This is a genomic window from Hydrogenophaga sp. (genome assembly GCF_051007235.1).
In the GTDB taxonomy this organism is placed as follows: Bacteria; Pseudomonadota; Gammaproteobacteria; order Burkholderiales; family Burkholderiaceae_C; genus Hydrogenophaga.
Genome location: NZ_JBPCSJ010000312.1, coordinates 1 through 16,549, shown reverse-complemented (window position 1 = coordinate 16,549; position 16,549 = coordinate 1). Strand labels below are relative to the sequence as shown.

The following is a 16,549-nucleotide window of genomic DNA, read 5'->3' as shown; positions in this document are numbered from 1 at the left end:
ACCGGCGCCAGCAACGACTTCGAGCGTGCAACCTCCATCGCCCGCGACATGGTCATGCGCTACGGCATGACCGATGCACTGGGCCCGATGGTCTACGCCGAAAACGAGGGCGAGGTGTTCCTGGGCCGTTCGGTGACCAAGACCACCAACATGAGCGAGCAGACCATGCAGAAGGTGGACGGCGAGGTGCGCCGCATCATCGACGCTCAGTACAAGCTGGCGCGTGACCTGATCGAGGAACACAGCGACAAGATGCACGCCATGGCGACCGCCCTGCTGGAGTGGGAAACCATTGACGCCGAGCAGATTGACGACATCATGGCCGGCAAGCCTCCCCGTCCGCCCAAAGACTGGACGCCGCGCAACCCCTCGGTGGGTGGTGGTGGCAGCGGTGGCACACCGGCGGTGAGCACCGATCCGGCGCCCACAGCGGCCTGACCGTCGACGCGCTTCTCCTTCAACGGGGCCTTTGGGCCCCGTTGTCCTTTCCAGAGTCTTTCACTTCATGCACTGGCAAACCACGCGCTTTCAGATCGATCTGAGCCGCCCGCAGGTCATGGGCATCGTCAACGTGACGCCCGACTCCTTTTCCGACGGCGGGCAGCACGCCAGCACCGCTGCTGCCTTGCGGCATTGCGAACAGCTGCTTCGCGACGGCGTGGACATCCTGGACATCGGGGGGGAGTCGACCCGGCCGGGCAGTCCGGCCGTGGCGCTGGACGAAGAACTGGCACGTGTGCTGCCGGTGGTGCGCGGTGCGGTGGGCATGGGTGTGCCGGTGTCGGTCGACACGTACAAGCCCGAGGTGATGCGCGCCGTGCTGGACCTGGGGGCCGACATCGTCAACGACGTCTGGGCGCTGCGCCGTGGCGATGCCCTGCGAGCAGTGGCGGCGCATCCGGCCTGTGGCGTTTGCCTGATGCACATGCACCGCGACCCGCAGACCATGCAGGCCGTGCCCATGGACGGCGATGTGCTGGTGCCTGTGAGCGCCTTCCTGCGCGAGCGTGCCGATGCCTTGCACGCCCTGGGCGTGGCGGTGGACCGCATCACGCTGGACCCCGGCATCGGGTTCGGCAAGACGGTGGCGCAAAACTTCAGTTTGCTGGAGCGTCAGGCCGAACTGCTGGGCCTGGGCTACCCGCTGCTGGCGGGCTGGTCTCGCAAGTCGTCGCTGGGCGCGGTGACCGGCCGCGAGCAACCCGGCGATCGGGTGGCCGCGAGTGTCGCGGCGGCGCTGCTGGCGGTAGACCGCGGGGCGCGCATCGTGCGGGTGCACGATGTGCGTGACACAGTGGACGCGCTCAAGGTCTGGCGGGCGGTCACGACAGCTTGACGCCAGCGTCACATTGATAATCCGGGGCTGGCCGGTTTCTGGCCGGCGAGGCGCAGCAGACCTGTGCTGCCCGCAGAAGAACAGCAAAGCAACAGCAGAGGACAAGGCATGACCCGCAAATATTTCGGCACCGATGGCATCCGCGGCACGGTCGGCCAGGCGCCCATCACCCCCGATTTCGTGCTGCGCCTGGCGCACGCTGTAGGCCGCGTGCTCAAGCGCAGCGAAGCGCGTCCCACGGTGCTGATCGGCAAGGACACCCGCATTTCCGGCTACATGCTCGAAGCCGCGCTGGAGTCGGGTTTCAACTCGGCAGGGGTCGATGTGCTGTTACTCGGGCCGGTTCCGACGCCGGCGGTGGCCTACCTCACGCGGGCGCAGCGGGCCAGCCTGGGCGTGGTCATCAGCGCCAGCCACAACCCATTTGCCGACAACGGCATCAAGTTTTTCAGCGCCCAGGGCACCAAGCTGCCGGACGACTGGGAGCTGGCCGTGGAGGCCGCGCTGGACGAGGCCCCGGTCTGGGTGGACTCCGCCAACCTGGGCAAGTCGCGCCGGCTGGACGATGCGGCCGGTCGTTACATCGAGTTCTGCAAGAGCACCTGTTCGCACAGCTTCAGTCTCAAAGGCCTGAAGATTGTGGTCGATGGCGCCAACGGCGCGGCGTACCACATCGCGCCCGACGTGTTCCACGAACTGGGGGCCGAGGTCATCAAGATCGGCTGCAGCCCGGACGGCCTGAACATCAACAAAGGCGTGGGCGCCACCCACCCCGAGGCCCTGGTCGCCGCTGTGAAAGAACGCGGCGCGCATTACGGCATCGCGCTCGATGGCGACGCCGACCGCCTGCAGATGGTGGACGCGACCGGCCGCCTGTTCAACGGTGACGAGCTGCTGTACCTGATCGCGGCCGACCGCATCGCACGCGACATCGACGTGCCGGGCGTGGTGGGCACGCTGATGACCAACATGGCAGTGGAAGTGGCTTTCAAGAAGAAGGGCGTGAAGTTCGTGCGCGCCAAGGTGGGCGACCGCTATGTACTGGAAGAATTGGAGCGCCATGGCTGGGTGCTGGGCGGTGAGGGGTCGGGCCACCTGCTGGTGCTGGACCGCCACACCACCGGCGACGGACTGGTGTCGGCGCTGCAGGTGCTGCACGCTTGCGTGGACAGCGGCAAGACCATGGCGCAGTTGCTGGCCGATGTGACCCTGTTCCCGCAGACCCTGATCAATGTGCGCCTGCAGCCCGGTCAGGACTGGAAGGCCAACACGCTGCTGCCTGCTGAAACACAAGCAGTGGAAGCCGAGCTCGGTGAAACCGGCCGCGTGCTGATCCGCGCCAGCGGTACCGAGCCGCTGCTGCGTGTGATGGTGGAAGCACAAGATCCTCAGCAGGCCCACGCCTGTGCCGAGCGGCTGGTCGCCGCGGTGAAGGCCGGTTGATGGCGGCCGATCTGTTGGTCCGTCGGGCGGAGTACACCGACCCGGCCGATGGAGCAGCCATCGTGATGCTGCTGGACGCGTACGCGAGCGACCCGGCCGGCGGTGGTGAGCCGCTGTCGGACTTCGCGAAAGCGAACCTGGTCCGTGAACTGGCTTTGCGACCGCAGGCCTTCAGCATCATCGCTTTTGATGGTGATGCACCGGTCGGTCTGGTCAACTGCATCGAAGGTTTTTCCACCTTCAAATGCAAGCCGCTGGTCAACGTGCACGACGTGGCGGTGCTCGCCAGCCACCGCGGCCGCGGCATCGCCGAGCAGATGCTGGCCCTGGCCGAAACCATCGCCCGTGAACGCGGTGCGGTGAAGATGACGCTGGAGGTGCTGTCGGGCAATGTGCCGGCGGTGAAGCTCTACACGCGCATAGGCTACGCCGGTTACCAGCTCGACCCGGCGATGGGCACCGCCCAGTTCTTCCAGAAATGGCTGTGAGCGCTCAGTAAAGCAGATACGGCTGCCGGGTTTCCATCCAGGCAGCCTCGTCCGGCCCGGCCACCGCTTCCAGATCGGCCGCGGTGGACGCCGGATCGTCCACCCACTCGCGCAGCGCCGGCCCGCCGTTGATGAGGTCGATGGCCAGGCGGTCGTGTTCGTACTCGTAGGCGAAGTCGCGCCACAGCGGATAGTCGGGCTGCTGCTCGCGCAGCGCCTTGAACGCCAGGGCTTGCAGGCGCCAGGGCTGGAAGGCCGCGTGGTCGTAGTGCAAAGGGTCTTCCACATGGATCTGCACGCCGGCGCAGAGCTGGCCGACGTGTTTGTGGAAGGTGGGCTCGAACCAGCAGGCGCGCAGCCGGCAGCCAGCCAGCCACTGCGGCGCGATGCGGCGCATGTCGGCCAGCAGGCGGGTGGTGTCGATACCGGGTGCGCCGAACAGTTCGAGCGGGCGCGTGGTGCCACGGCCTTCGCTGAGGGTGGTGCCTTCGAGCATCACGGTACCGGCGTAGGCGCGGGCCATCCAGAGATTGGCGGCGTTCGGGCTGGGGTTGACCCAGGTGCGATCGGTGGGCCAGCCGAAGCCGGGTGCGGCTTCAGGCACCCAGCCTTCCATGGTGATGACGCGGTATTCCACGTTCAGCTTGAGCTGGGCAACGAACCAGTGGCCCAGCTCGCCCATGGTCATGCCGTGGCGCATGGGCATGGGGCCGGCGCCGACGAAGCTTTCCCATCCTTCGCGCAGCAGCGTGCCTTCCACCGGGCGGCCGGCGGGGTTGGGGCGGTCCAGCACCCAGACCGCGTTGCCGTGCTGGGCGGCGGCTTCCAGCACGTAGCGCAGCGTGGTGATTAAGGTGTAGATGCGGCAACCCAGGTCCTGCAGGTCGACCAGCAGCACGTCGAACGTGTCCATCATGGCGTCGGTCGGGCGTCGCACCGTGCCGTACAGGCTGAACACCGGGATGCCCAGCGCGGGGTCGGTGAAGTCGGGTGACTCGACCATGTTGTCCTGCTTGTCGCCGCGCAGGCCGTGCTGCGGGCCGAAGGCCGCCGTGAGCTCGACGTCGGGCAGGGCGGCCAGGGCGTCGAGCGAATGGGTCAGGTCGCGTGTGACGGAGGCGGGGTGGGCGAGCAGGGCGACGCGGCGGCCGGCCAGGGGCGCGCGCAGCGCGGGGTCTTCGAGGAAGCGTTCGAGGCCGAATTTCATGGGGTCGGTGCGGATGAAAGAAGGGCGTGCAGGCCGGTCAAGGTTTGCCAGCCGCCACGGTGGTGGAAGTCGGGGCGTGCGCCGGGGTGTTGCAGCGCCCAGTAGCTGAGCTGGCCGTCGGTGGTTTCGATCACCGCCGTCAGGCCGACGTCCCAGCGCACGGTGGGATCGGGCAGGGCGTTCAGCGGCAACCACACCTGCAGGCAGAGACGGTCGGCCGCGGCGTGCAGCTCGATCGGCGGCGAGACCGGGGCTTGTGCCGCTTCGGCGGCAGCATCGCGCTGGCGTTCGGCGCTGAAGCGGTAGGCCGCCCATTGGCCTGAGGGGGCGAAGTTGAACTCGCGGTACGCCGCATCGCCGGTCAGGCCGACGAAGGCTTCGAAGCAGGTGTGTTGCCACAGGCCATCCGCCGGGCCGTGGGGCATCGGCGTGGGCAGGCGCAGACGGCCGATGTCGCCCAGCACCTCGTAGCGCAGCACCAAGCCCGGGCCGGCTGCGCTGCCGGCCAGCGACAGGTCCACACCGATCTGCAATGGCAGGACACAGGGAGTGGCGGGGTGGCAGACCAGCGTGTGCTGTGCGGCGGGTCGTCGGGCAGAAGAGGTCGGGGCGTTTGTCACAGCCCCGTATTCTCTCAGGCCGTCTGTGGCCCGCCGCGCTGCCCGATGCGGTTGAGCAGCGCCACCAGCGACAGCATCACCGGCACCTCCACCAGCACGCCGACCACGGTGGCCAGTGCGGCACCGGAGTGCAGACCGAAGAGCGAAATGGCCACGGCCACGGCGAGTTCGAAGAAGTTGGAGGTGCCGATCAGGCAGGCCGGTGCTGCGATGTCGTGCGGCAGCTTGAGCCAGCGCGCCCCGATGTAGCCGATGGCGAAGATGCCGTAGGTCTGGATCAGCAGCGGCACGGCGATGAGCGCGATGACCGCGGGCTGCGCCACGATGGTCTGGGCCTGGAAGCCGAACAGCAGCACGACGGTGGCGATCAGGCCGACCACCGACCAGGGCTTGAGCACTTTCACGAAGGCGCTCACGGCCACTTCGCCACCGCGCCCGCGCAGCGCCTGCCGCGTCAGCACGCCGGCCGCCAGCGGCAGCACCACGTACAGCAGGGTCGACAGCAACAGCGTTTCCCACGGCACGGTCAGGTCGGTCACGCCCAGCAGAAAAGCGGCGATGGGGGCGAAGGCGAACACCATGATCAGGTCGTTCACCGAGACCTGCACCAGGGTGTAGTTGGGGTCGCCCTTGGTGAGCTGGCTCCACACGAACACCATCGCGGTGCAGGGCGCCACCCCCAGCAGGATCATGCCGGCGATGTATTCGCTGGCCGATTGCGGATCGACCCAGCCGGCGAACAGGTAGCGGAAGAACAGCACGCCCAGCGCCGCCATGGTGAAGGGCTTGATGAGCCAGTTGATGACCACGGTGAGCAGCAGGCCTTGCGGCCGTTTACCGACATCGCGCACCGCCGCAAAGTCGATCTGGATCATCATGGGATAAATCATCACCCAGATGAGCACCGCGACGATGAGGTTGACGTGGGCGAACTCGATGGCGGCGATGGCCGCAAAGCTGGCGGGGGTGAGCAGGCCCAGGCCCACGCCGGCGAGGATGCCCAGGCCGACCCAGACGGTGAGGTAGCGTTCAAACAGTCCCATGCGCGTCAATCCCGGTTGGCCAGTTCGCGGGCCTGCTGTTGCAGCAACAGTCGGTCCAGGCCCGCCGGGGGCAGGTTGATCAGCAGTTCCATGCGGCGGTGGATCGCCAGCAGGGTCTGCTTGAAGGCGTGCAGGCGGTCCTCATCGCTGCCGGTGGCGTTGGACGGATCGGCATAGCCCCAGTGGGCGGTGGCGGGATGGCCGGGCCAGACCGGGCAGGCTTCGCCGGCCGCGTTGTCACACACCGTGATGATCAGGTCCATGTGCGGCGCGTCGGGGCCGGCGAACGCGTCCCAGCTCTTGCTGTGCAAGCCGTCGGTGGACATGCCCGCGTCCTGCAGGGCGCGCAGGGCCAGCGGGTTGGGCTGCTGGTGCTCGCGCGGGCTGCTGCCGGCCGAATAGGCCCGAAAGCGCTGCCCTCCGAGGTGGTTGAGGACGGCTTCGGCCAGGATGCTGCGGGCCGAGTTGTGGGTGCAGAGGAACAGGACGTTCAGGGTGTTGGTGCTCATGGGCGGGGATCGGTGGGGTGGATGGTCAGCAGCGGCTGCCGGGGTTGCAACAGGCGGCCTGCGCGGCCGGTGGTGTGGGGGTGGCCGGCGCGCAGCAGGCGGCGCCCGCGGTGGGCGCCGTTTCGCGGAACACAGGGATGTTGTCCAGCGTGTGGAACTGTTCCCAGGCCACGCCCTGCGGGTCGGTGATCCAGTGTTTGTCACTGCGCGCATAGCAGCAGGTGGTTTCGCCTTCGTCGAGCAGGGCCAGATCGGCCTGCTGCGCCTGCGCCTTGAGGGCGGTCAGCTCGTCGGCCGAGTCGACCTGGAAACCCAGGTGGTCCAGCCCGATGCCTTCCCCACGCGTCGAGATGGCGAAGTTCACCGGCGGGTCTTCCAGCATCCACTTGGCGTAATCGGCCTCGGTGCGGGTGGGTGGCTGGTGGAACAGGGCCGAGTAGAAGCCGATGTTCTTTTGCAGGTTCTGCACGTGAAGGTGGACGTGGAAGCGTTTCATGGCGGGGTCTCCAGAGTGGGGTGGGGGATCAGCAATCCCGGCAGCTGGGTGCGGGCACGGCCTCGCAGGGCTGGCCGGCGCAGCAGTGCTCGGTCAGGTAGGCCAGCAGACCGTTCATGCGCTGAAACTGGGCGCGGTAAATCAGGTGCCGGCCCTGCGGCTCCACGCTCACCAGGTCGGCGTGGGCCAGTTCCTTGAGGTGGAAGGACAGGGCGCTGGGCGCGATCTCCAGCTGCGCCGCCATGGCGCCGGGCGTCAGGCCTTCAGGGCCGGCCACCACCAGGGCGCGGAAGGCGCGCAACCGCTGCACCTGGGCCAGCGCCGAGAGGGCGCGCACCGCTTGCTGTTCGATGGGGTTTATTGTTTCCATAGTTCAATGATAGTTGAATTAATGAGGTGGGCAGCGCTTTTTGTGGTGGCAGGAAGGGGCTTTGTGGCGATGTCATGAAAGCTTCATGCGAGTGCCACGCGGGGGTCACGCCCGGTTTCCAGAATCGCTGACGAACCTGAGTGAAAACCACCCCGCGTCCCCGGCGGACGCCCCAACCGGAGCACCCCATGAAAGAGCTGCCCACCCCCACACTGGACATCGCCACCATCGCCCTGCCACGGGGGTCGCTTCATCCCCGCACCGATTTCCAGCCTCAGCCGCTGGTGGCGCCGGCCGCGCCCGGCGGCATCGAAGTCTCCTGGGCGCGTCACCTGGACGAGGTTCGGGAAGCGCAGCGCCTGAGGTTTGCCGTCTTCGCCGGTGAAATGGGCGCACGTCTGCCCAAGACCGTGCCCGGCCACGACGTGGACCTGTTCGACGACTACTGTGAACACCTGCTGGTGCGCGACGCCGCCAGCCGCCAGGTGATCGGCACCTACCGCGTGCTCACCCCCGCCCAGGCCAGGCGCGTGGGCAGCACCTACAGCGACACCGAATTCGACCTGACCCGCTTGCGCACCCTGCGTGAGCGCATGGTCGAACTGGGCCGCAGCTGCGTGCACCCGGACCACCGCCACGGCGGCGTGATCATGGCCCTTTGGGGCGCGCTGGGCGAATTCATGGTGCGCAACCAGCTGGACACCATGATCGGCTGCGCCAGCATCCCGATGAATATGGAAGGCCCGCACGGCATGGTCGGCGGTGGTCACGCCGCGGCCAGCATCTGGCGCCAGGTCAAAGAGAAACACCTCGCGTCCATCGAATGGCATGTGCGCCCGCGCCTGCCCCTGCCGGTGGAACAGCTGGACGACACGCTGGATGTGGAGCCGCCCGCGCTGATCAAGGGCTACCTGCGCCTGGGTTCCAAGGTGCTGGGCCCACCGGCCTGGGACCCAGACTTCAACGCCGCCGACCTGCCGCTGATGATGCGTCTGCAAGACTTGCCGGCCCGCTACCGCAAGCATTTCCTCGGGGCTTGAGATGCGCACGGCTTTCGAGGCACTGGGTGGATGGGGGCTCACGGGGGCTCTGCCCCCCGGCATCGAGGCCGACGACGAGCACCATGGCGATGGAGGAGAACGGCCCCGTTACCGGGCCGTTTTCATTTCCGATCTGCACCTGGGCACGGCCGGTTGCCAGGCCGCTGCGCTGCTGGATTTCCTCAAGCACCACCCCAGCCAGACGCTGTATCTGGTGGGCGACATCATCGACGGCTGGCAGTTGCGCCGCAAATGGTTCTGGCCGCAGGCGCACAACGATGTGGTGCAGAAGCTGTTGCGCCGCGCGCGCAAGGGTTGCCGCGTGGTGTTCGTGCCCGGCAACCACGACGAGTTCGCGCGCCAGTTCCACGGCCACCATTTCGGTGGCATCGAAGTGCGCAACGAAGCCGTGCACACCACCGCCGACGGCCAGCGCCTGTGGGTGGTGCACGGCGACCACTTTGACGGCGTGATCCAGTGCGCCAAGTGGCTGGCCTACGTGGGCGACAACCTGTACGAATTCACCTTGCGGCTGAACCGCCACCTCAACAGCCTGCGCGCGCGCATGGGCCAGCCGTACTGGTCGCTCTCGCAGTACCTCAAGCACAAGGTCAAGACCGCGGTGAACTACGTGAGCGATTTCGAGGGCGCGGTGGCCGCCGAGGCGCGCTCGCGCGGCTACCAGGGTGTGGTCTGCGGCCACATCCACCGGGCCGAGATGCGGCACATCGACGGCACGCTGTATTGCAACGACGGTGACTGGGTCGAAAGCCTGTCGGCCCTGGTCGAACACCTCGACGGCCGGCTGGAGCTGGTGCACTGGCACGCCGCGGCCACTGCCCGCGCGGAACCCACCGCGCCACCGGCGCATCAGACGGCCTGACACCGCCGCCGTCCCACAATCATCCGAACGGAGACACCATGAAATTGCTGCTCGTGACCGACGCCTGGTCGCCCCAGGTCAATGGCGTGGTCACCACGCTGGTGGAACTGGTGCGCCAGCTGCAAGCGGCGGGGCATCAGATCGTGGTCATCCACCCTGGCCAGTTCCGCACCCGGCCATGTCCGGGCTATGCGGGCATCGACATTGCCGTGCTGCCAGGGCGGCGCCTGTCGCAGATGATCAGCGCCGCGCAACCCGACGCCATCCACATCGCCACCGAAGGACCGCTGGGCTGGGCGGCGCGGCGCCACTGCCTGCGCCGCGGCCTGCCGTTTTCCACCGCCTTCCACACCAAGTTCCCCGAGATCCTGCACGCCGCACTGGGCGTGCCGCTGTCCTGGGGCTATGCGCTGTTCCGCCACTTCCACCGGCCCAGCGCCGCGGTCATGGTGCCCACCCGCGGCGTGCTGGACATGCTGGCGCAGCGCGGTTTCCAGAACCTGCGCGAATGGACCCATGGCGTGGACACGCGCCTGTTTGCGTTCGCACCGCAGGCCACCGAATGCCCCGGCTTGGGCCACCTGGCGCGGCCCGTGAGCCTGTACGTGGGGCGTGTGTCCTACGAAAAGAACATCGCTGCGTTCCTGGAACTGGACGTGCCCGGCAGCAAGGTGGTGTGCGGCGTGGGCCCGCTCGAAGGTGAGCTGCGCGGCCGCTACCCCAACGTGCACTGGCTGGGCGTGCTGCCGCGCACCGAGCTGGCCCAGGTCTACGCGGCGGCCGACGTGTTCGTCTTTCCCAGCAAAAACGAGACCTTCGGCCTGGTCATGCTCGAAGCCATGGCCTGCGGCGTGCCGGTGGCCGCCTACCCGGTGGACGGTCCGCTGCAGGTGCTGGCCGACAGCGGCGCCGGCGCGATGCGCGAAGACCTGGGCCAGGCCTGGCAGGAGGCGCTGAAAGTGCCGCGCCACCTGGCACGCGAGCGGGCGCAGCGATTTGGCTGGGCGCGCGCGGCCGAGCTGTTCGCGTCGTTCCTGGCGCCGCTGCCGCGCCACCTGCGCCGCCCGCGCAACGAGGTCGTGTCGCGCCCGGTGCCGCTGTCCGGCGCACGGCCCACTGTCACACAACCGTCATCGCACCGTTGAATAATCGTCAAAAACGTGGCGCACTCCCGGCGCCACGGGCCTGCCTTTCACCGGTTCCATGAGCCTCACACCTGCCCATCCCCGCCTCTCCCTCCTGGACCGCGACCACAGCATCCTGGCCTTCAACGAGCGCGTGATGGACTGGGCCCGGCGCACCGATGTGCCGCTGCTCGAACGCCTGCGGTACCTCAGCATCGTCTCCAGCAACCTGGACGAGTTTTTCGAGGTGCGCATGGCGCCCCAGCTGGCCGCGCGCAAGACGCACGAGCAGCGCGGCACCTACACCGAAGAGAGCTACGAGCGGGTCTCGGCCACGGTGCACACCCTGGTGGCGCAGCAGTACGCGATCTACAACGACGAGCTGCTGCCCCTGCTGGAGAAGAAGGGCATCAAGCTGGTGGCGCACGGCGAACGCAACCCGCGCCAGCGCCGCTGGGTCAAGGAATACTTCCAGCGCCAGGTGCAGCCGCTGCTGATGCCGGTGGGTCTGGACCCGGCGCACCCGTTCCCGCAGGTGGCCAACAAGTCGCTGAACTTCATCGTCCGCCTCAAGGGCAAGGATGCGTTCGGGCGCGAGAACGAGATCGCCATCGTCAAGGTGCCGCGCATCCTGCCGCGCTTCGTGCGCATGCCCCAGGCCAAGGGTTCCAAGCAGACGCACTTCGTCTCCATCTCCAGCCTGATCCGTTCGCACCTGGCCGACCTGTTCACCGGCCGGCAGGTGACCGAGTTCTCGCAGTTCCGCGTCACGCGCCATTCGGACCTGGCGGTGGATGAAGAAGAAGTGAAGAACCTGCGCACCGCGCTCCGCAAAGGTCTGCAGCAGCGCCACTATGGCGAGGCGCTGCGGCTGGAGGTCTCGGCCGGCTGTTCCGAATACCTGTCCAATTTCCTGCTGGCGCAGTTCGACCTGCCGCCGCCCGCGCTGTACCGCGCGGCCGGCCCGGTCAACCTGGTGCGGCTGAACCAGCTGATCGACCAGGTGGACGCGCCCGCGCTGCGCTTTGAGCGCTATACCGGCGGCTGGCCGGTGGACCTGGCGCCTGGGCAGAGCTTTTTTGAACGGCTGCAGCAGGGCGACGTGCTGATCCACCAGCCCTACGAGAGCTTCGACGCCGTGCTCGCGTTTTTGCGCGAGGCGGTGGAAGACCCCGACGTGCTGGCGATCAAGCAGACCATCTACCGCACCGGCGCCAAATCCGAGCTGATGGACCTGCTGCGAGAGGCTGTGCGCCGTGGCAAGGAAGTGACCGCGGTGGTGGAGCTCAAGGCGCGCTTCGACGAAGAGGCCAACATCAACTACGCCGAGCGGCTCGAATCGGTGGGCGCGCAGGTGGTGTACGGCGTGGTGGGTCTGAAGACCCACGCCAAGATGCTGCTGGTGACGCGGCGCGAAAAGGGCCGCCTGCGCCGCTATGCCCACCTGTCGACCGGCAACTACAACCCCGGCACGGCGCGCTTGTACACCGACATCAGCCACCTCACGGCCGACGAGGCGCTGACCGCCGACATGGACCAGATCTTTCTGCACCTGGCCAGCCAGAACCGGCTGCCCCGGCTGCACAAGGCGCTGATCGCCCCGTTCCTCCTGCACAAGGCCATGACCGAGCAGGTCGAAGCCGCCGCCGCCGCCGCGCGGGCGGGCAAAGAGGCGCGCATCGTGCTCAAGATGAACGCGCTGACCGACGAGCCGCTGGCGCGTTGCCTGGCCGAAGCTTCTCAAGCCGGGGTGCAGATCGACCTGATCATCCGCGGCGCCTGCATCCTGCCGGCCGGCCTGCCAGGCGTGACCGACCACGTGCGCGTGCGCTCGGTCATTGGCCGCCTGCTGGAGCATTCGCGCGTGTTCTACTTTCGCATCGACGGGGCGGAGAGTCTGTGGCTCTCCAGCGCCGACTGGATGAACCGCAACATGCTGCGGCGTGTGGAACTGGCCTGGCCGGTGACCGACGCCGCACTGCGTCAACGCATCATCGACGAATGCCTGCTCGCCTACCTGCACGACACCAAGGACGCCTGGCTGCTGCAGCCCGACGGCCGCTACCTGCCCGCCGCTGCCACGCCGGCGCCGGCGGGCAAGGCGCGCACGCCGCAGCATTCGGCGCAGAACCACCTGATGGCGCGTTACGGCAGCCGTGGCTAAGAGGCTGAGAGGCAATCGGTCATGCCCGCCTTGACACCCCAAAACACCGCCGGCCGCGTTGCAAATGCGCGCCGTGGCCCGACCCACGGCTGTGCTTTGCGCCTTACCGACGGCGCCTTGGGGTGCCCTTTCGGGCACGCCCCATTCCCTCTCAGCCTCTGCACCACCGAAAACCCGCGATGGAACTGATCCTCTGGCGCCACGCCGAAGCCCAGGAACACCCCGACCTGGCACACGGCCAGCCCGGCGATGCGCTGGACCTGGCGCGCAAGCTGACGCCGCGCGGCGAAAAACAGGCCGCGCGCATGGCCGCCTGGCTGGATCGCCAGCTGCCGGACGGCGCACGCATCTTCGCCAGCCCGGCGCAGCGCACCGAACAGACCGCGCTGGCCCTGGGCCGCAAGCTCAAGTTGCGCGACGAGCTGCTGCCCGAGGGCGACCCGCTGGCCCTGCTGGAACTGGTGCAGTGGCCTCACGGCAAGTCGCCGGTGGTGGTGGTCGGTCACCAGCCCACGCTGGGCCGGGTGATCGCCCGCCTGCTGCACCTCAACGAAGAGGACTGCCCGATGAAAAAGGGGGCCCTCTGGTGGCTGCGCCAGCGCGAGCGCAACAGCGCGATGCAGACGGTGATCGTCACCGTGCAGACCCCCGAACTGCTCTGAGCCTTTCGGTCGCCAGGGCCTGAACCCGCGTCAGCCGCGGGGCAGGGCGGCGAGGGCAGCGTTCAAGGCCTCCACTGCCGATGCGCTGGACGTGCGCAGCTGCTCCAGCACCGCGTGGTCGATCCGGCCTTGTCCGGCCGCGGCTTCCAGTTGCTGGCTCAGCCCGCCGAGAGCGTTCAGGCCCAGGTTGTCGGCGGCGCCGCGCAGCCCATGGGCCGCTTCTTCGAGTGCCGCCACGTCCCCGTCCGCGGCAGCGCGCTCCAGGCGCGACCTGCGTTCGGTCAGCGCGGCCAGGAAATCGCCCGCGATCTCGCGCCGCAGGTTGCCGTGCGCGTCGTCGTATTCGGCCAGTGCCTGCCAGCGCTGCGGGTCCAGGGCGGGGGCGTCGGCCGGTGCAGCGGGTTCCGCTGCCGTGGCTGTGGCCGGTGTCAGGGCGTCGGCGCGTGCGGGGCACCACCGCTGCAGCGTGCGCGCCAGGTGTTCAAGTTCCAGCGGCTTGGGCAGGTGCTCGCGCATGCCGGCGTCCAGGGCGCGTCCGTGGTCTTGCCCCAGGTTGGACGCGGACATGCCGATCAGCACCGGCGCCTGCGCGCCCCAGCGCTGCACGATGGCGCGGGCCGTGTCCGGGCCGTCCAGATGGGGCATGTGCTGGTCCAGCAGCACCACGGCAAAGGGTTCGCCGGCCGCGTGTGCGGCCTCGATCGCCCGCAGGGCGTCGGTGCCGTCGGACGCACTGGCGTGCGGGTAGCCCAGGCGCTGCAGCATGGCGCCCGCCACCTTGAGGTTGACCGGGTGGTCGTCCACCACCAGCACGCGCTCGGCGCGGGCCGCGTGCGGCAGGGGGGTGTGGCGTGGCACCGGTACCTGGGCCAGCTCGGCCGGTTCGGCGCGGACGGTGAAGCGGAAACACGAGCCCAGGCCGGGCGTGCTCTCCACGCCGATCGCGCCGCCCATCAGCGCCACCAGGTGCTTGCAGATCATCAGGCCCAGGCCGGTGCCGCCGTACACCCGCGCGGTGGACGTGTCGCCCTGCGCAAAAGGCTGGAACAGCTGGGGCAGGCGTTCGGGCACGATGCCGGCGCCGGTGTCGGTCACGCTGAAGGCCAGCACCGGCTGCCCGTCGTCGGTTTGGGCGCGCACCGACAGCGCCACCTTGCCGCGTTCGGTGAACTTGATGGCGTTGGACAGCAGGTTCAGCAGCACCTGGCGCAGCCGGGTCACGTCGCCGCGGATGGCGGCGGGCACCTCGGGTGCCACGTCCAGCATCAGTGCCAGGCCTTTTTCACGGGCCTTGAAGCGCACCATGTCGACCACCTGGCCGATGGTGGCCCGCACGTCCAGCGCCTCGTGTTCCAGTTCGAGCTTGCCCGACTCGATCTTGGAGAAGTCCAGGATGTCGTCCACCACGTGCAGCAGCTGGTCGCTGGAGACCTTGAGCACGCCCAGCAGGTCCTGCTGTGTGGGCGTCAGGGGCGATTCGGCCAGCAGCTCGCTCATGCCCACCACGCCGTGCAGCGGCGTGCGGATCTCGTGGCTCATCACCGCCAGGAAACCGGCCTTGGCCTTGACGGCGGCCAGCGCTTCCTCGCGCGAAGCGGCCAGTTCGGCGGTGCGCTGCGCCACGCGCTCTTCCAGCAGCTGCGCGGCTTCGCGCAGGGCTTCGTTCTTCTGTTCCACCTCCGCGTGGTAGGACTGCAGCTTGACCGCGCTGGCGTGCATCACCTGCGAGAGGTTGTGCACCTCGCGAAAACGTGTGCTCTGCTGCACCGGCGGCACGTCGCCCGACCCCAGGCGCAGCGCCGAGCTGTTGAGCAGCCGGAACTGGCCCGAGAGCCGCCGCGCCACCACAAACGCGACCAGCGCGCTGATGCCGATCAGCCCCGCCATGGCCGCCAGCGCCCATTGACGCGCGCGCGTGACCTGCTGCGTGAAGTCCTGTTCCGGGGCGACCACGATGAGTTGCCAGTTCAGCTGGTACTTCTGGCCGAAGGGGCGCTGCATCGCCATCAGGCGGTTGTTGGTCAGGCCCAGGCGCTGCAACCAGTCGGGCCGGGTTTCCAGGCGCACCAGGCCGGGGCCGCTGGCCGCGCCGTTGGTGCGGTTCTTGAACAGCCGGTACGAGGCCTGCACCAGCGGGTCCTTGCTCTGTTCGGGCGTGATGCGCTGGAACTTGCCGCCCATGGGCTTGTTGAGGTCCTCGTCGACCGAGGTGGCCACCATCAGGCCCTGGGCGTCCACCAGGTAGGTCACCGCGTTCTCGCTGATGCGGGTGCTGCGGATCAGCTCGGTCAGACGCGCCAGGCTCATGTCCACCGCCATCACGCCCAGCAGGGTTTTCTGATCCGCGTCGTAGATGGGCTGCGCCAGCGTGAGGTCGAACTGGTTCTTCACCGCCGAGCGGTACACATCGGTGAACACGCGCTGGCCGGTGCTGGCCGCCAGCCGGTACCAGGGGCGCTGGCGCGGGTCGTAGACCTTGGTTTCGGTCTTGACCAGCTGGCTGCGGTCGCCCGGGGCGCTGAGGAGGTAGTGACGGCGGCCACTCTCGCCAGGGCGGATGGTGCGCACGATGAAGCCGGCGTCCTCGCGCTCCAGGCCGAAGAAGCTGCCGTCTTCGGTGCCGAAATAGAGGTAGGGCACGTTGGGCGACTGCTGTGTCAGCGCGTAGGCCATCAGCTCGAAGGCGGGCGTGTCCTTGAGCCAGCGGCGCGTGCGCTCGCCCTCGGCCCCGCTGGTCACGAACGGCGGCACCAGCGCGTTGACCACGGTGTGCGACTCGCCCAGGTGGGCCAGGGCGCCCACGTCCACCCGGTGGGCGGCCTGGCTCATGGCGCTTTCGGCCAGGGTTTCGATGGCCCGCGAGCTGTTGGACGACAGCAGCCACGACACCAGCAGCGCCGGCACCAAGGCGGCCAGCACCAGGGCGGCGATGAGGGCGGGGCCGAGCGAGAGGCGCCGGCGGGACTTGGGCAGGGTATCGGTCACAGCGGGGCCTGGGGTGTTCAGCCGGGCAGCGGTTCCACGGCGCACACGTCCATGGGCTCGTGCCGGTGCGGCAGGGTCAGCAGGTAGCGCGCCACCGGGCGCACGGCGCCGGTGATGCTGCGCAGCACCGGCACCGTCACGGTGATGGCGCCGGGCGCCGCGCTGGCGTGGCGCTGCAG

Annotated in this window: 15 protein-coding genes and 1 pseudogene; 9 read left to right on the top strand and 7 right to left on the bottom strand. The window is 68.5% G+C overall.

The window, feature by feature from the left end:
* The 4 genes and pseudogenes from ACR2JA_RS11000 to ACR2JA_RS10985 form a co-directional block, all read left to right on the top strand.
* Positions 1-438, top strand: a pseudogene (locus ACR2JA_RS11000) (ATP-dependent zinc metalloprotease FtsH); the annotation flags it as partial.
* A gap of 67 nt (positions 439-505) precedes the next feature.
* Positions 506-1,336 (top strand): dihydropteroate synthase, encoded by an 831-nt coding sequence (gene folP, locus ACR2JA_RS10995; protein ID WP_434009124.1) that lies wholly within the window; start codon positions 506-508, stop codon positions 1,334-1,336.
* Positions 1,337-1,444: 108 nt separating this feature from the next.
* The gene (glmM, locus tag ACR2JA_RS10990) at positions 1,445-2,779 is read left to right on the top strand and encodes a phosphoglucosamine mutase (RefSeq protein ID WP_434009123.1); all 1,335 of its coding nucleotides are present in this window, start codon (positions 1,445-1,447) and stop codon (positions 2,777-2,779) included.
* Entirely contained in the window at positions 2,779-3,267 is a 489-nt protein-coding gene (locus ACR2JA_RS10985; protein ID WP_434009122.1) for a GNAT family N-acetyltransferase, read from the top strand. Before glmM ends, ACR2JA_RS10985 begins: the two co-directional genes overlap by 1 nt.
* Positions 3,268-3,271: 4 nt before the next feature.
* Here the strand turns inward: ACR2JA_RS10985 and ACR2JA_RS10980 are convergent, their stop codons facing one another.
* Genes ACR2JA_RS10980 through ACR2JA_RS10955 form a run of 6 tightly spaced genes read right to left on the bottom strand, consistent with a single transcriptional unit; the run spans position 3,272 to position 7,512 of the window.
* Positions 3,272-4,474 carry an exo-beta-N-acetylmuramidase NamZ family protein gene (locus ACR2JA_RS10980; protein ID WP_434009121.1) on the bottom strand — a complete coding sequence of 401 codons (1,203 nt, stop codon included), beginning with the start codon at positions 4,472-4,474 and terminating at the stop codon, positions 3,272-3,274.
* Complete coding sequence (locus ACR2JA_RS10975; protein ID WP_434009120.1) at positions 4,471-5,094, bottom strand: DOMON-like domain-containing protein; 624 nt, start codon at positions 5,092-5,094, stop codon at positions 4,471-4,473. The genes ACR2JA_RS10980 and ACR2JA_RS10975 overlap by 4 nt, the downstream gene beginning before the upstream one ends.
* A gap of 14 nt (positions 5,095-5,108) precedes the next feature.
* Entirely contained in the window at positions 5,109-6,137 is a 1,029-nt protein-coding gene (gene arsB / locus ACR2JA_RS10970; protein WP_434009119.1) for an ACR3 family arsenite efflux transporter, read from the bottom strand.
* 5 nt (positions 6,138-6,142) lie between these two features.
* Positions 6,143-6,646, bottom strand: coding sequence for an arsenate reductase ArsC (locus ACR2JA_RS10965; protein ID WP_434009118.1), 504 nt, complete (start codon positions 6,644-6,646; stop codon positions 6,143-6,145).
* Between the two features lie 25 nt (positions 6,647-6,671).
* Entirely contained in the window at positions 6,672-7,142 is a 471-nt protein-coding gene (locus ACR2JA_RS10960) for an ArsI/CadI family heavy metal resistance metalloenzyme (protein WP_434009117.1), read from the bottom strand.
* A gap of 28 nt (positions 7,143-7,170) precedes the next feature.
* A complete protein-coding gene (locus ACR2JA_RS10955) occupies positions 7,171-7,512 on the bottom strand; it encodes an ArsR/SmtB family transcription factor (protein ID WP_434009116.1) in 342 nt (113 codons plus the stop codon).
* A 188-nt stretch (positions 7,513-7,700) separates the two neighbouring features.
* Between ACR2JA_RS10955 and ACR2JA_RS10950 the strand changes: the two genes are divergently transcribed.
* The 5 genes from ACR2JA_RS10950 to ACR2JA_RS10930 all read left to right on the top strand — a co-directional run bounded on the left by ACR2JA_RS10950 (position 7,701) and on the right by ACR2JA_RS10930 (position 13,385).
* On the top strand, positions 7,701-8,552 hold the full coding sequence (locus ACR2JA_RS10950; RefSeq protein WP_434009115.1) for a GNAT family N-acetyltransferase: 852 nt from the start codon (positions 7,701-7,703) through the stop codon (positions 8,550-8,552).
* A gap of 1 nt (position 8,553) precedes the next feature.
* Positions 8,554-9,435 carry a UDP-2,3-diacylglucosamine diphosphatase gene (locus ACR2JA_RS10945; protein WP_434009114.1) on the top strand — a complete coding sequence of 294 codons (882 nt, stop codon included), beginning with the start codon at positions 8,554-8,556 and terminating at the stop codon, positions 9,433-9,435.
* Positions 9,436-9,473: 38 nt separating this feature from the next.
* Complete coding sequence (locus tag ACR2JA_RS10940) at positions 9,474-10,580, top strand: glycosyltransferase family 4 protein (RefSeq protein WP_434009113.1); 1,107 nt, start codon at positions 9,474-9,476, stop codon at positions 10,578-10,580.
* 58 nt (positions 10,581-10,638) lie between these two features.
* Positions 10,639-12,723, top strand: a complete 2,085-nt coding sequence (gene ppk1 / locus ACR2JA_RS10935) for a polyphosphate kinase 1 (protein WP_434009112.1) — start codon at positions 10,639-10,641, stop codon at positions 12,721-12,723.
* A gap of 179 nt (positions 12,724-12,902) precedes the next feature.
* Positions 12,903-13,385: a SixA phosphatase family protein gene (locus ACR2JA_RS10930; protein WP_434009111.1), complete on the top strand. Its 483-nt coding sequence runs from the start codon at positions 12,903-12,905 to the stop codon at positions 13,383-13,385.
* 30 nt (positions 13,386-13,415) lie between these two features.
* Here ACR2JA_RS10930 and ACR2JA_RS10925 read toward each other — a convergent pair whose 3' ends face one another.
* Positions 13,416-16,370, bottom strand: a complete 2,955-nt coding sequence (locus tag ACR2JA_RS10925) for an ATP-binding protein (RefSeq protein WP_434009110.1) — start codon at positions 16,368-16,370, stop codon at positions 13,416-13,418.
* Positions 16,371-16,549: the final 179 nt, after the last annotated feature.